This window comes from Burkholderia sp. E168m23 (assembly GCF_016586125.1).
GTDB lineage: Bacteria > Pseudomonadota > Gammaproteobacteria > Burkholderiales > Burkholderiaceae > Burkholderia > Burkholderia orbicola.
The window spans coordinates 1-12,902 of the sequence record NZ_BCPP01000075.1 but is presented as its reverse complement, the minus strand read 5'-3'; the positions used below and the strand labels follow the sequence as shown (position 1 = coordinate 12,902).

General features: G+C 66.5%; 14 protein-coding genes. 6 read left to right on the top strand and 8 right to left on the bottom strand.

What is annotated here, in order from left to right; genetic code table 11:
- The 3 genes from JMF90_RS06530 to JMF90_RS06520 all read left to right on the top strand — a co-directional run.
- Nucleotides 1-609 (top strand): solute carrier family 23 protein (locus JMF90_RS06530; protein WP_305790740.1); only part of this gene is annotated, 609 nt, incomplete at its 5' end.
- A gap of 279 nt (nt 610-888) precedes the next feature.
- The gene (locus JMF90_RS06525; protein WP_175683184.1) at nt 889-1,401 is read left to right on the top strand and encodes a DUF2165 family protein; all 513 of its coding nucleotides are present in this window, start codon (nt 889-891) and stop codon (nt 1,399-1,401) included.
- Between the two features lie 79 nt (nt 1,402-1,480).
- Nucleotides 1,481-2,416 carry a tyrosine-type recombinase/integrase gene (locus tag JMF90_RS06520; RefSeq protein WP_200161858.1) on the top strand — a complete coding sequence of 312 codons (936 nt, stop codon included), beginning with the start codon at nt 1,481-1,483 and terminating at the stop codon, nt 2,414-2,416.
- 47 nt (nt 2,417-2,463) lie between these two features.
- Here JMF90_RS06520 and JMF90_RS06515 read toward each other — a convergent pair whose 3' ends face one another.
- From JMF90_RS06515 to JMF90_RS06500, 4 genes are all read right to left on the bottom strand, one after another.
- The gene (locus tag JMF90_RS06515) at nt 2,464-2,943 is read right to left on the bottom strand and encodes an RES family NAD+ phosphorylase (RefSeq protein ID WP_200161855.1); all 480 of its coding nucleotides are present in this window, start codon (nt 2,941-2,943) and stop codon (nt 2,464-2,466) included.
- The gene (locus JMF90_RS06510) at nt 2,940-3,395 is read right to left on the bottom strand and encodes an antitoxin Xre/MbcA/ParS toxin-binding domain-containing protein (protein ID WP_006480981.1); all 456 of its coding nucleotides are present in this window, start codon (nt 3,393-3,395) and stop codon (nt 2,940-2,942) included. The genes JMF90_RS06515 and JMF90_RS06510 overlap by 4 nt, the downstream gene beginning before the upstream one ends.
- Nucleotides 3,396-3,810: 415 nt before the next feature.
- Nucleotides 3,811-3,993 carry a hypothetical protein gene (locus tag JMF90_RS06505; RefSeq protein ID WP_226136533.1) on the bottom strand — a complete coding sequence of 61 codons (183 nt, stop codon included), beginning with the start codon at nt 3,991-3,993 and terminating at the stop codon, nt 3,811-3,813.
- Between the two features lie 170 nt (nt 3,994-4,163).
- Entirely contained in the window at nt 4,164-4,805 is a 642-nt protein-coding gene (locus JMF90_RS06500; protein ID WP_011549374.1) for an HD domain-containing protein, read from the bottom strand.
- A gap of 173 nt (nt 4,806-4,978) precedes the next feature.
- Between JMF90_RS06500 and JMF90_RS06495 the strand changes: the two genes are divergently transcribed.
- The gene (locus tag JMF90_RS06495; RefSeq protein ID WP_034175409.1) at nt 4,979-5,944 is read left to right on the top strand and encodes a GlxA family transcriptional regulator; all 966 of its coding nucleotides are present in this window, start codon (nt 4,979-4,981) and stop codon (nt 5,942-5,944) included.
- A gap of 57 nt (nt 5,945-6,001) precedes the next feature.
- On the opposite strand, the gene JMF90_RS06490 is transcribed toward JMF90_RS06495, so the two are convergent.
- Nucleotides 6,002-6,244, bottom strand: a complete 243-nt coding sequence (locus JMF90_RS06490; RefSeq protein ID WP_200161856.1) for a hypothetical protein — start codon at nt 6,242-6,244, stop codon at nt 6,002-6,004.
- On the opposite strand from JMF90_RS06490, the gene JMF90_RS06485 reads away from it, so the two are divergent.
- Nucleotides 6,231-6,542: a DUF4148 domain-containing protein gene (locus JMF90_RS06485; RefSeq protein ID WP_201317198.1), complete on the top strand. Its 312-nt coding sequence runs from the start codon at nt 6,231-6,233 to the stop codon at nt 6,540-6,542. The genes JMF90_RS06490 and JMF90_RS06485 overlap by 14 nt on opposite strands.
- 276 nt (nt 6,543-6,818) lie before the next feature.
- Nucleotides 6,819-7,532, top strand: coding sequence for a dienelactone hydrolase family protein (locus JMF90_RS06480; RefSeq protein ID WP_027809700.1), 714 nt, complete (start codon nt 6,819-6,821; stop codon nt 7,530-7,532).
- Between the two features lie 108 nt (nt 7,533-7,640).
- On the opposite strand, the gene JMF90_RS06475 is transcribed toward JMF90_RS06480, so the two are convergent.
- From JMF90_RS06475 to JMF90_RS06465, 3 genes are all read right to left on the bottom strand, one after another.
- The gene (locus tag JMF90_RS06475) at nt 7,641-9,173 is read right to left on the bottom strand and encodes an efflux transporter outer membrane subunit (protein WP_201317199.1); all 1,533 of its coding nucleotides are present in this window, start codon (nt 9,171-9,173) and stop codon (nt 7,641-7,643) included.
- A 2-nt stretch (nt 9,174-9,175) separates the two neighbouring features.
- Nucleotides 9,176-12,367 carry an efflux RND transporter permease subunit gene (locus JMF90_RS06470; RefSeq protein ID WP_011549369.1) on the bottom strand — a complete coding sequence of 1,064 codons (3,192 nt, stop codon included), beginning with the start codon at nt 12,365-12,367 and terminating at the stop codon, nt 9,176-9,178.
- Between the two features lie 15 nt (nt 12,368-12,382).
- A partial coding sequence (locus JMF90_RS06465; RefSeq protein ID WP_201317200.1) for an efflux RND transporter periplasmic adaptor subunit occupies nt 12,383-12,902 on the bottom strand: 520 nt, incomplete at its 5' end.

Genomic DNA, 12,902 nt, shown 5'->3' with positions numbered 1-12,902 from the left:
TTCACCGCGATCTCGATGGCCGAGGCCACCGCGCAGACGGTCGCCGTCGGCGAAACGTGCGGCAAGGCGATTTCGCTCCGGCGTGACGTGCCGAAGACGATACGCGGCGATGCGCTCGCGTCGCTGGCCGGCGCGCTGTTCGGCACGCCGCTGATCGTGACGAGCGCCGAGAACATCGGCGTCGTGCAGACGACCGGCGTACGGTCGCGCTACGTGACGGCCGCCGCCGGCGCGATCCTGATCGTCATCGCGTTGTTCGCGCCGCTCGCGCGGCTCGCGTATGCGATTCCGGCCGCGGTGGTCGGCGGCACCGCGCTGATCGTGTTCGCGATGATCGGCGTGATGGGCATCCGGCTGCTCGCGAACGTCGACCTGCATGCGCGCGCAAACCAGTACACGCTCGCAGCAGCACTGGTGGTCGGCCTCGCGCCGATCCTGGTGCCGAACCTGTATCGCCATTTCGGCGCACCCGTGCAGATCGTGCTCGGCAACGGCATGGCAGCCGGCACGCTCGCGGCCATCGCGACGCAACTCGCATTCGCCGCGCTCGCGCGGCTGGGCGGGCACGCACACGCGGGGGCGGCTGCGGCGCCTTCGCACGACGCATAAAGGCAGCGGCGCGCCCACGCGGCGCCGCTTGACGACGCCTGCGGTTCGACCGACAATCGCCGCTCCCTTCTGGCGCGGGCACTCGATCCAGCCGGCGCGTGCGTCTCCTCGACGCCGCACCGGCTTCAGGTTTTCCAGTCCCGATCTCCGCGCCGCCGTGCACGCGCACGCCATTCGACCGGCCTCGCCGGACACACTTGATGCAGGTACCGCTCCCTGAACGCCAGCTCATTGCCGCGCGATCACGCTCGTTCCTGCCCGTTCATTTCGGAGTCCATGATGATCATTCGTCTTTCCAAGGCAGCCATGGTGCTGGCCATGGCCTTTTTCGCGTCGCTCGTCGCGTTCGGCAACATCACCGACTACGCGACGAATTTCGCGTTCGTGCACCACGTGTTCCTGATGGACACCACCTTCCCCGGCAACGGAATCATGTATCGCGCGATCGGCACGACGTGGGTTCATCACGCCGGCTATATCGGCATCATTTCGATGGAAACGCTGACGGCCGTGCTGTGCTGGATCGGCGGTGCCCGGCTGCTGCGCGCGCGGCGCGCGGGCGATGCGGGATTCCGTGCGGCGAAGGGCCATGCGATCGCCGGCCTGACGCTCGGCTTCCTGACGTGGCAGGTCGCGTTCATGTCGGTCGGCGGCGAATGGTTCGGGATGTGGATGTCGAAGCAATGGAACGGCGTGCCGGACGCGTTCCGGTTCTTCATCACGCTGCTGCTCGTGCTCGTTTACCTGACGATGAACAACGACGGCGTCGACGACGCGCGTACCGCGCACTGACGAGCCAGTTTCGTTGCGCGCCGGCCGACCGGACATCGGGACGATTGCCGACGTCACCGTGTCCGGCTATAAAGCGGAGATGGACACGAATCGCTGGATTCACGACCCCGTCGGTGCGTTTCGCGCGTGGCAGGAAACCACCGCGACCGGCGCCGGCCGCCGGCCGTTCGCGCCACGCTCGGTCGTGCAGCACGTTGCGATGTTCGAGCGATTCCTGCGCCACCTGAGCGCGCAGCGCGTATCGCTCGCCACGTTCGGGCCCGACCACGTCGCGGCCTTCCTTGCGGAACTCGACCGAACCTGCACGCCCGGCACGTCGACGCGCGTGCGCTATGCGAAGCTGATCGACCGGCTCGGCCGGCATCTGGTCGACGCCGGCGTGCGGACGATCCATCCGGCCGGCCGATCGACGCGCGATCTCGCCTGGCCGGACGGCGAGCCCGAGCCGTGCTACCTGCCGCCCGATGCCGACGCGGCGCTGCAGCGCCATGTGCAGCCGCGAGCGGACGATACGCCGGCCGACTGCCGGAATCGCGCGATCGTCGCGCTGCTGCTCGCGAGCGGTATCACGTCGGCCGAAATTCGCGCAGCGAGCGCCGACGCGCCCGAACTCGATGCGCGGCCGCTGGTGTTGTCGGTGCCGCGCGATCGCGCGCGGCCGGCACGCCGGATCGAGCTCGCCACGTTCGCGATAGCGCCGCTCACCGCATGGCGCGCGCGCTCGACCGACGTGCCGCCGTCGGCGCTGCTGTTTCCCGCGCCGCGCGGAGGCGCAATGAACGACATGTTCCTGCTGCTCGTGGTACGTGACGCGCTGAACGCGATCGGCTTTCGCGCAGCGGACATGAGCCCGCGCGTACTGCGCAATACGTATGCGCGCCGCCAGTTGCTCGCCGGCCACGCGCATGCCGACGTCACGGCGATGCTCGGCCTGGCCAGCATGCGAACGGTCACGCGCATCCGGCAAACACTGCCGCCCGACGCGGCCGCGGATCGCGCTGCCCACGAGCATTGATCGCGCGTCGCGCGCCGCCCTGCGCGCATCGTGCTCGTTCCGGTTCGTTACTCGCCCGGCTTTGACTGGACCAGCCGCAAAATCCGCGTGTCGTACGGCGATTGCATCACTTCCGCGATGTGGATCTCGGGCGCGGCCGGATGCAGCGGATTCAACAGGAAGTTGTGCGCGTGCGGCACGACGACGCTCGGCACGCGCAGCAGCGCGCTCGGCTGCGTGTGCAGCCACTCGGTGCCGGCGCTGCGGGTCCAGTCGACGTTCGTGCGCCAGTCGTCCGGTGCATTGCCTTCCGCGATTTCGGCGACGTCCACCGACTCGGGCACCTCGATACGCAGCAACTGATATCCGCTCGGCAATTGCGCGACGGTGGCGATTTCGAAATGCACGAGCGTCTCGAGCAACGCGAGCGCCGGATGCTCGGCGAGATACACGACGGGCTGCCCGGCGAAATGCCAGCGCCCGCCGGCCCGCAACCCGCCGATGCCTTTCAGATCGGCGTAATTGCTGATCCGCCACAGCGTCGTCAAGCGAAGTACCCCTCGTCGATCTGCGTGAGGGCCTCTTCGACGAGCCGCGCGCCATGCTCGGTGCTCGCCATGTCGAGCGACGTGCGGCCGCCGAAGCGCTGGAGCCCGTTGCGCAGCCACGCCATCGCCTTGTCCTGGTCGCCGAAGGTGGCCGTCGCCTGCGCGACGATGCGCGCGAGGCGAATCGCCTTGTCCGACTCTTCCGGCGACAGGCGTTCGTGCGCCTGGCGGCGATGGCTCAGCGTGCGGCGCGGAATGATGAAGGCCAGCTCGTCCGATTTCAGCCCGCGCTCCGACAGCCGGTCGATCACCGACACGTCGACGCGCGCGCTCGCCAGCTCGGCCAGATCGGCGCCCGACCGGACGCGGATGGCCAGCAGCTGCTCGAGAATCGTGAATTCGGCCTGACGCGGATGGGCGACGCCCGAAGGATGAAAAGCGATGGTGCTCATGACCTCTCTCCGGCAATTTGCCCAATCATTATAGGCGTTTTGCCTCAAGCGCATGCGGATCGTTGAGCGTGGGCTTGCCGATCAGGGTTGGCAGACCGGTATTCAGGGGTACGCGAATCGGAGATTCGCTTCGGTGAGGGGGTGTAATAATTCAGTATATAAAGTCTTCGTCTGCGATGATATGAAGTTGTCACGTAACAAATTTCCAACGGTAATACGCGAACTGGCGGAATCGCCCCTTTTCCCTGTCCGATTCCTCACACCGTCTCCAGTAAAACGCAGGGTTCTACGGATTACCCTCGACCGCTCCAGCAAGCCGAACCAGTCGACTCACCCTCGTCGCGCGTGACGAATCGCTCCCGTGCCCGCTCCAACCGCTTCCGTACACTCGAAATCGCGCCTCGCACCGGACGGCCTACTTACTGTTCGACACAACCGGCGTCGGCGCGCTGGCCAGCAGCGCGCTGAACTTCGCGGGCGCGGTGATGGTGGGCACGGCGATCGGCTTGAGCATGACGAAATCCCCGCCCGATATCGGCTCGCGCTGGAACACAACCGAAGCATCAACGCCGGCGCGCGCGGCAACTGGCTCAACCATCGCGCCGATGGTGCGGCCGGCGCGGCGAAATTCGCGGGCTCAGAAGTCTGCGGCAAGACGATCACCGCACTCAGCGGCTCCGCCACGGCCCAAGCGAGACGTCGGCGCCGAACCTGCTGCACCTCGGGCAACCGATCGACGTAGGCTGATGCGCGGCCGCCCGCCCGCGCTCAGCCGGCCCACGCGGACGACCGGATCACGCTGCAGAAATTGCCCGCATGGAAATGCGGATCCTTGTCCGCGAGCACGTCGGCCTTCACGTTGCCGAACGTCGTGCCGGGCTTGTGCTTGATGCCGTCGTAGAACGCCTGGATGATGTCCTCCTTGAAATGCGGCGTGCGCGGATGCGCGCGCACGACCGCTTCCCGCTCGACGTCGCTGTATTCCGGGTAAGCGAGGCCCAGCACGTCCATCTCGACGCCCGCGGTGACCAACGCGACGACCGGATGCATGTGTTGCGGGATGCCGGGCGTGGTGTGCAGCGCGATCGAGGTCCACACGACATCGATGTCCTGTTGCGAAATCCCCTTGCCCTTCAGAAAATCGCGCGCGGCGTTCGCGCCGTCCACTTCGAAGCGCTCGCATGCGCTGCTGTGCCGGTGCGTGAGCCCCATGTCATGAAACATGCAGCCGCAATAGAGCAGCTCCGGGTCGTACTCGAGCCCGCGGCGCCGGCCCGCCAGCGCCGCGAAATAGAACACGCGGCTCGAGTGGTGGAACAGCAGCTCGGACTCGGTATCGCGCACGAGCTCGGTGATCTCGCGCGTCAGACGCGTATCGGGAAGGGTGATGCCGGCAACGTTCACAGTCATGATCGACCTCCATGGAAGACAGCTTCGATTCTCCGGAGTCCGACAGATGTCTCCAATGGACGTGTTACGACGAATCCTGCCATTTCGCGCGACGAACGGACACGGTGCCTGTGCGGCCAAGCCAGCGCCCCTATACTGCTGCGCATCAGGTTCGATACGACACGCAATCGATCATGCCGAAGGTCGTGGGTATTTTCGCCGTTCCGGGTGTGCAACTGCTCGACGTCTCCGCGCCGCTCGACGTGTTCGCGCAAGCGAACGTCGAATGCGGGAAGCCGTTCTATACGCCGCGGATCATCGCGAGCGGGCCCGGGCCGGTCCGCAGTTCGTCCGGCGCACGGCTGCTGCCCGACTGGATCGCGCCCGACATCCCCGAGCGCATCGACACGCTGCTGGTCGCCGGCGCGCCGCACGCCGGCCAGATCTTGCTGCGCACCGACGTCCTCGCATGGCTGCGGTCGGCGGCCGTGCAAAGCAGGCGCTACGGCTCGATCTGCACCGGCGCGTTCATCCTCGCGGCCACCGGCCTGCTGAAAGGGCGTCATCTGACCACGCACTGGGCCGCAGCCGATGCATTCGCGCAAGCGTATCCGTCCGTCGCCGTCGACGCCGACGCGCTGTACGTGCGCGACGGCAAGCTACGAACCGGCGCCGGCGTCACGGCCGGGCTCGATCTCGCGCTCGCGCTGGTCGAGGAGGATCTGGGCCGCGAGATCGCACGACGCGTCGCCGCGCAACTGGTGATGTTCTTCAAGCGCCCGGGCGGGCAGCTCCAGTTCAGCCGCAAGGGCGAGGCGCGCCCCGCCGGGCGTTCGGTGCTGCAGGAAGTCCAGCGCTGGATTGCGGCGCATCCGGAACTCGAGCATTCGGTGGCCGACATGGCGAAGCATGCGGGCATGAGCCCGCGCCATTTCGCGCGGCTGTTCCGCGCGGAAGTCGGCATGACGCCGGCCGCATGGGTGGAGGCGACGCGCATCTCGGTTGCCCGCCAGCTACTCGAGGACGGCCGCGACACGCCGAAGCAGGTCGCCGCGAAATGCGGTTTCGCGAACGTCGATACGCTCAGGCGGGCGTTCACCCGGCATGTCGGCATCACACCCGCCGAATACCGGAAACGGCAGGTGACGCTGGCTGCGTGATGTGGAACGAGCGACGCCAGCGGCCTCGCAAAAAATTTCGGAATCCGACTCAACTGCTCATCCCGTTGCTGCTGCGCCGATCGCCCCTGTCGCCCGCTGAAAGCCATGCTCCTGCTCCGGCTCGCCGCAATCTTCGGATGAAATTGCATGCCGCGCGAATCGTTTACTCCGTTGCAATAATGATTCGCCGCAACGCGTATTTCCGGCCGGTAACGCGATCGTTACGATGCAATCACCCGCTGAACGCAACATGCGAAGCGCGAAATCAACAGAACCGGAGGTCACCATGAAATCGTTCATCACCGCTGTCGTCGCCGCAACTGCGCTCTGTGCGTCGTACGGCGCATTCGCCCAGTCGAACCCGTCCGGCCAGTTGACGCGCGCGCAGGTGCGTGCGGAACTCGTCCAGCTCGAACAGGCCGGCTACAAGCCCGAAGTCTCCGACCAGTACTACCCGCGTGCGCTGCAGACGGCGCAGGCCCGCGTGACGAATGCCGAGGAAGCCGGCTACGGCGCGCAAGCGGCCGCCGGCACGCGTGCCGGCCGCGCGATCGCGGTCAAACAGGAAGGCCGCGACTCCATCTATTTCGGCCAGTAAGCCTGATACGCGCCGGCGTATTCCCGGCGCATTCCGATCCGCACGACGTACCCGCGACACCCCGCTCCCGTTCATCGGGGCGGGGTGTTTGCTTTCCGGTCGGCCGCTCTCTTCACCGCTCGCGCGCCGCGCGGCACCGTTCACGCAAGCGTCCGGTGTTTGCGCATAGAATGGCCGCGTGGTCGGTGCCGGCCAGAACGAACGCGAGCGGTATCACGACGCCCGCTGGCCGGCCCGATGTCGCACTCGGCGTATTTTTCGAAAAGGAGCGGTTTCATGTCTCAAACATCCGGTTCCACGATCACGTTTCGCCGCCCCGACGGCCAGGAGCTACAGGGCTATCTCGCCACGCCGGCACGGACCGAAGGCGCGCCCGCGGTCGTCGTCATCCAGGAATGGTGGGGGCTGAACGACCAGATCCGCGGCGTCGCGGATCGCCTCGCGCGCTGCGGCTACTTCGCGCTCGTGCCCGACCTGTATCGGGGCAAGTCGACGGTCGAGGAAGAGGAAGCACACCACCTGATGACAGGCCTCGATTTCGGCGACGCCGCGTCGCAGGACATTCCCGGCGCAGTCGCGTACCTGAAGACGCTGGCGCCGCGGGTCGCGGTGACGGGCTACTGCATGGGCGGCGCCCTCACGCTGCTGTCGCTGCAGTACGCCGAGGCGGACGCCGGCGTCACGTGGTACGGCCTGCCGCCGCTCGACTACATCGATCCGGCCAAGCTCAAGGTGCCGCTGATGGGACACTGGGCGACGCAGGATGCGTTCTTCAAGATCGACCAGGTCGACGCACTGGAAAAGAAGCTGACCGATGCGAAGGTCGGTTTCGAATTCCATCGCTATCTCGCGCACCATGCGTTCGCGAACGAAACGGCCGTCGGCCCCGGCCGCATCGCCGGCACGCAGTTCGATCCGGTGTGGTCGGAAACGGCGTGGGACCGCACGCTCACGTTCTTCGGCCGGACGCTCTGGACGAAGCAGGCCTGACGTAACGCCGCTCGCCGCGCGGGCGACGGTACAAAAGAAAACGCCACGGATTTACCGTCCGTGGCGTTTTCGTTTTCACATCCCTTCGGACGTGCCGACAGGCACGGCTTACCCGTTCGTCGCCGTTGCCGACGCGGGCGCAGGAGCCGCCGCCTTGTCGTAGTCGACCGGCGCATCCGGCGCGCGCGGCGCTTCGCCTGCATGCTGGATCCAGCCGCCGCCGAGTGCGCGGTACAGGTCGACCAGGTTCGTCCAGCGTGCCAGGCGTGCGCTGATCAGCGACTGCTGTGCCGAGTACAGATCCGTCTGCGCGGTCAGCACCGACAGGTAGCTGTCGACGCCGTTCTTGTAACGCAGGTCCGACAGGTCGAAGCGACGTTGCTGCGCGTGCTCGTTACGCTCCAGCGCCGCGATCTGCTGGTCGTACGTGCCGCGTGCGGCGAGGCCGTCCGATACTTCGCGGAATGCCGACTGGATCGCCTTCTCGTAGTTCGCGATTTCGATGCGCTTCTGCACGTGCGCGAGATCGAGGTTCGCGATGTTCTGCCCGCCCTCGAAGATCGGCAGCGCGATGCTCGGCGCGAACGACCACGCCGCCGTGCCGGCCTTGAACAGGCCGCCCAGCGTCGGGCTCGCGGTACCGAACGCGGCTGTCAACGAGATGCGCGGGAAGAACGCCGCGCGCGCCGCGCCGATGTTCGCGTTCGCCGCCAGCAGCGTCTGCTCGGCCTGCATCACGTCAGGACGACGCGTGAGCAGATCCGACGGCAACCCGGCCGGCACGTCCGTCAGCAGGTTCTGCGCGTCGAGCGGCATGCTCGCCGGCAGGTCGTCCGGCAGCGGCTCGCCGATCAGCAGCACCAGCGCGTTCAGCGCCTGCGCGCGGGCACGGGCCTGCGCCTGCTGGTTCGCGAGCGCCGTCTCGACCACCGTCTGCGCCTGACGCAGCTCGAGCTCGGAGCCCGTACCGTTGTCGAACTGCAGCTTGGTCAGGTCGTAAGACGCCTGCGCGGTCTTCAGCGTGTCCTCCGTGACCTTCAGCAGGTCATCGGTCGACAGCAGCGTCAGGTATTGATCGGCCACCTGCGACACCAGCGAGATTTCCGACGCCTGCCGCGCATACGCGGTCGACAGGTATTGCGCGAGCGCCTGGTCCTTCAGGCTCTGCACGCGGCCGAACAGGTCGAGCTCCCACGACGCGGACAATCCGACGTTGTAGACGCGCGAAATGTACGCCTGGTTGGTCGGCGAGACACCTTGCGGATAGCGCTGGATGTCGCCCGTGCCCGTACCGTCGAGCGTCGGGAACAGCCCCGCACGCGTGATCTGGTACTGCGCACGCGCCGCCTCGATATTGAGCACCGACACGCGCAGGTCGCGGTTGTTCTTCAGCGCGATCTCGATCAGCCGCTGCAGGCGCGGATCGACGAAGAACTCGCGCCAGCCGATGGCAGTCGCCGCCTGGCCGTTCGCACTGTGCGCGCCGGCCGCACCCGGCTGCGTCGCGTAGACGCCGCCGGCCGGGTACGCCTGCGCGACGGGTGCGTCGGGCCGCTTGTAGTGCGGCGCCATCGTGCATCCCGTGGCAAACAGCGCGGCAGCCAGTGCGACCGCGGTTGCAGTCAAAGCATGTTTTTGCATCGTTACTGCCCCTTCGAATCGTGTGCGTCGTCGTGACCGCGCTGCAGGTCGCCCTGCACGAGACGCCATGCGTCGTCGACGTTTTCCGTCTCGCCGCTGAAGATCGCGCGAACCCGCACGAAGAACATCGGGATCATGAAAATGGCGAGGAACGTCGCCGTGATCATCCCGCCGATCACGCCGGTGCCGATCGCATGCTGGCTGGCCGACCCCGCGCCGTTACTGATCGCGAGCGGCAGCACGCCCAGCATGAATGCGAGCGACGTCATCAGGATCGGACGCAGCCGCAGGCGCGCCGCCTCGATCGCCGCCCGCACCGGCCCCATGTTCCCGCCCGCCTGCAGCTCGCGCGCGAACTCGACGATCAGGATCGCGTTCTTTGCAGACAAGCCCACGGTCGTCAGCAGGCCGACCTGGAAGAACACGTCGTTCTCGAGACCGCGCAGCATCGTCGCGAGCAGCGCGCCGACCACGCCGAGCGGCACGACCATGATCACCGAGAACGGAATCGACCAGCTTTCATACAGCGCCGCGAGACACAGGAACACGACGAGGATCGAGATCGCATACAGGATCGGCGCCTGCGAGCCGGACTGGATTTCCTGGAACGACAGGCCCGTCCACGAATAGCCGATGCCTTCCGGCAGCTTGCTCGCGAGCGCTTCCATCGCGGCCATCGCCTGGCCGGTCGACTTGCCTTCCGCGGCCTGCCCCTGGATCTCGATCGACGACACGCCGTTGTAACGCTCGAGCTTCGGCGACCCGTAGATCCAGTGGCCGGTCGAGAACGCGCTGAACGGCACCATCCCGCCCGCGCTGTTGCGCACGTACCAGATGTTCATGTCCTCCGGCGTCATCCGGAACGGCGCGTCCGACTGTACGTACACCTTCTTGATCCGGCCGTCGGTATCGAGGAAGTTGTTCACGTACTGCGACGCCCATGCGATCGAGAACGTCTGGTCGATCGCCGCGGCCGTCACGCCGAGCGCGTTCGCCTTCTCGCGATCGATGTCGACCTTGTACTGCGGCGTGTCGTTCAGGCCGTTCGGGCGCACCAGCGCCAGCGCCGGGTCCTTCGCGGCCAGCCCGAGCAACTGGCCGCGCGCGGCCATCAGCGCTTCGTGACCGAGGCCGGCGTTGTCCGTCAGCTCGAAGTCGAAACCGGCAGCCGTGCCGAGTTCGGGAATCGACGGCGGGTTGAACGGAATCACCATCCCGTCCTTGTACGTCGAATAGTGCGCGAAGGTCCGGCCGATCAGCGCCTGCACCTTCTGGTCCGAACGCTGGCGCTGCTCGTACGGTTTCAGCTTCACGAACACGAGGCCCGCATTCTGGCCGCGGCCCGCGAAGCTGAAGCCGTTGACCGTGAACACCGAGTCGACCACGTCCTTCTCGGCGGTGGTCAGGTACGTGTTGATGTTGTCGAGCGTCTTGCCGGTCGTTTCCTGCGTGGAGCCGGACGGCGTCTGCACGATCATGAACATGTAGCCCTGGTCTTCGTCGGGCAGGAACGACTTCGGCAGCCGCGCGAACATCACGCCGACCGCGAGGAACACGGCGAGATAGATCACGAGCCAGCGGCCCGAGCGCTTGATCACGTGGTTCACGCCGCTCGTGTAGCGATCGCGGCTGCGATCGAACGTCCGGTTGAACCAGCCGAAGAAGCCCTTCTTCTCTTCGTGATGCCCCTTCTCGATCGGCTTCAGGATCGTCGCGCACAGGGCCGGCGTCAGAACCAACGCGACGAGCACGGACAGCACCATCGCCGACACGATCGTCAGCGAGAACTGACGATAGATCGCACCGACCGAGCCGCCGGAGAACGCCACCGGCACGAACACCGCCGACAGCACGAGCGCCACGCCGACGAGCGCGCCGGTGATCTGGCTCATCGCCTTGCGGGTCGCCTCCTTCGGCGACAGCCCTTCCTCCGCCATCACGCGTTCGACGTTCTCCACCACCACGATCGCATCGTCGACCAGCAGGCCGATCGCGAGCACGAGGCCGAACATCGACAGCGTGTTGATCGAGAACCCGGCGAGGCCCATGATCGCGAACGTACCGAGCAGCACGACCGGCACCGCGATCGTCGGGATGATCGTCGCGCGCAGGTTCTGCAGGAACAGGTACATCACGAGGAACACGAGCACGATGCCCTCGATCAGCGTCTTGACCACTTCCTCGATCGACAGGCGCACGAACGGCGTCGTGTCGTACGGGTAGTGCACGACGAGACCGTGCGGGAAGTACTTCGACAGCTCGTCGATCTTGGCCCGCAGCGCGTTCGCGGTCGCCAGCGCGTTCGCACCGGTCGCGAGCTGGATACCGAGGCCGGCTGTCGGCTGTCCCATGTACTTCGTGTCGAACGTGTAGTTCTCCGAACCCAGCGCCGCGCGGCCGACGTCCTTCAGGCGAACCTGCGAGCCGTCCTGGTTGACCTTCAGCAGGATGTTGCCGAATTGCTCGGGCGTGCGCAGCAGCGTCGATTCGGTGATCGTCGCCTGCAGCACGGTGCCCGGCTTCGCCGGCGTGCCGCCGATCTGGCCGCCCGCGATCTGCACGTTCTGCTGCGTGATCGCGGCCGTCACGTCGGTCGGCGTGAGGCTGTAGTTGGTCAGCTTGATCGGGTCGAGCCAGATCCGCATCGAGAACTGCGAACCGAGCAGCAGCGTCTGGCCGACGCCGTTCACGCGGCTCAGCGGATCGAGCACGTGCGAGGCCACGTAGTTCGTCAGGTCCTCCTTCGACATCCGGCCGTCCTCGGAGTTGAACGCGAACCACATCAGCCAGTTGCTGCTCGACTTCGTCACCTGCATGCCGAGCTGCTGCACGACCTGCGGCAGGTTCGGCGTCGCGAGCGACAGCTTGTTCTGCACCTGGACCTGCGCGACGTCCGGATTCGTGCCCGGCGAGAAGGTCAGCGTGATCGTTGCGTTGCCCGAATCGTCGCTCGTCGACGACATGTACAGGAAGTTGTCGAGCCCGCTCATCTGCTGCTCGATCACCTGCGTCACCGTGTCTTCCACCGTCTTCGCGGAAGCGCCCGGATAGTTCGCCTGGATCTGGATCGTCGGCGGTGCGATCGTCGGATACTGCGCAATCGGCATCTTGAAGATCGATGCAACGCCGGCCAGCATCAGCACGATCGCGATCACCCACGCGAAGATCGGGCGATCGATAAAGAACTTGGCCATGAAAAGGACTCCCTGTTATTGCGCGCTCGACGCGGCGGCCGAACTCGCTGCGGCACTCGTCGCGGTACTCGCCGGCGCGGCGCCTGCCGATGTGGCGGATGCGGCGTCCGGCGCCGGGGCGAGCTGCGCGGCGACGGTCTTCACGGTCGCGCCCGGGCGCACCTTGTCGACGCCTTGCACGATCACGTGATCGCCCGCCTGCAGACCGCCTTCGACGATCCAGTTCTGGCCGTACGTGCCGGTCGTCGTCAACGGACGCATCTCGACCTTGTTGGCCGCGGTCACGACGAGTGCGATCGCCTGCCCCTTCTGATCGTGCGTGACGCCGATCTGCGGCACCAGGAACGCGTTCTCGTTCACGCCTTCCTCGATCCGTGCACGCACGAACATGCCCGGCAGCAGCACGCGATTCGGGTTCGGGAACACCGCGCGGATCGTCACCGAGCCGGTGGTCTGGTCGACCGTCACATCCGAGAACTGCAGCTTGCCGGCTTCCGAGTAGGTCTTGCCGTCCTCGAGGATCAGCGACACCTTG

Bases quoted from the DNA above. Each gene is read 5' to 3' on its own strand.
- JMF90_RS06510 (WP_006480981.1), bottom strand. From the start codon at position 3,395: ATGAGCACCATCGCTTTTCATCCTTCGGGCGTCGCCCATCCGCGTCAG.
- JMF90_RS06480 (WP_027809700.1), top strand. From the start codon at position 6,819: ATGTCTCAAACATCCGGTTCCACGATCACGTTTCGCCGCCCCGACGGC.
- JMF90_RS06495 (WP_034175409.1), top strand. From the start codon at position 4,979: ATGCCGAAGGTCGTGGGTATTTTCGCCGTTCCGGGTGTGCAACTGCTC.
- JMF90_RS06470 (WP_011549369.1), bottom strand. From the start codon at position 12,367: ATGGCCAAGTTCTTTATCGATCGCCCGATCTTCGCGTGGGTGATCGCG.
- JMF90_RS06485 (WP_201317198.1), top strand. From the start codon at position 6,231: ATGAAATCGTTCATCACCGCTGTCGTCGCCGCAACTGCGCTCTGTGCG.
- JMF90_RS06490 (WP_200161856.1), bottom strand. From the start codon at position 6,244: ATGAACGATTTCATGGTGACCTCCGGTTCTGTTGATTTCGCGCTTCGC.
- JMF90_RS06505 (WP_226136533.1), bottom strand. From the start codon at position 3,993: ATGGTTGAGCCAGTTGCCGCGCGCGCCGGCGTTGATGCTTCGGTTGTG.
- JMF90_RS06475 (WP_201317199.1), bottom strand. From the start codon at position 9,173: ATGCAAAAACATGCTTTGACTGCAACCGCGGTCGCACTGGCTGCCGCG.
- JMF90_RS06520 (WP_200161858.1), top strand. From the start codon at position 1,481: ATGGACACGAATCGCTGGATTCACGACCCCGTCGGTGCGTTTCGCGCG.
- JMF90_RS06525 (WP_175683184.1), top strand. From the start codon at position 889: ATGATCATTCGTCTTTCCAAGGCAGCCATGGTGCTGGCCATGGCCTTT.
- JMF90_RS06500 (WP_011549374.1), bottom strand. From the start codon at position 4,805: ATGACTGTGAACGTTGCCGGCATCACCCTTCCCGATACGCGTCTGACG.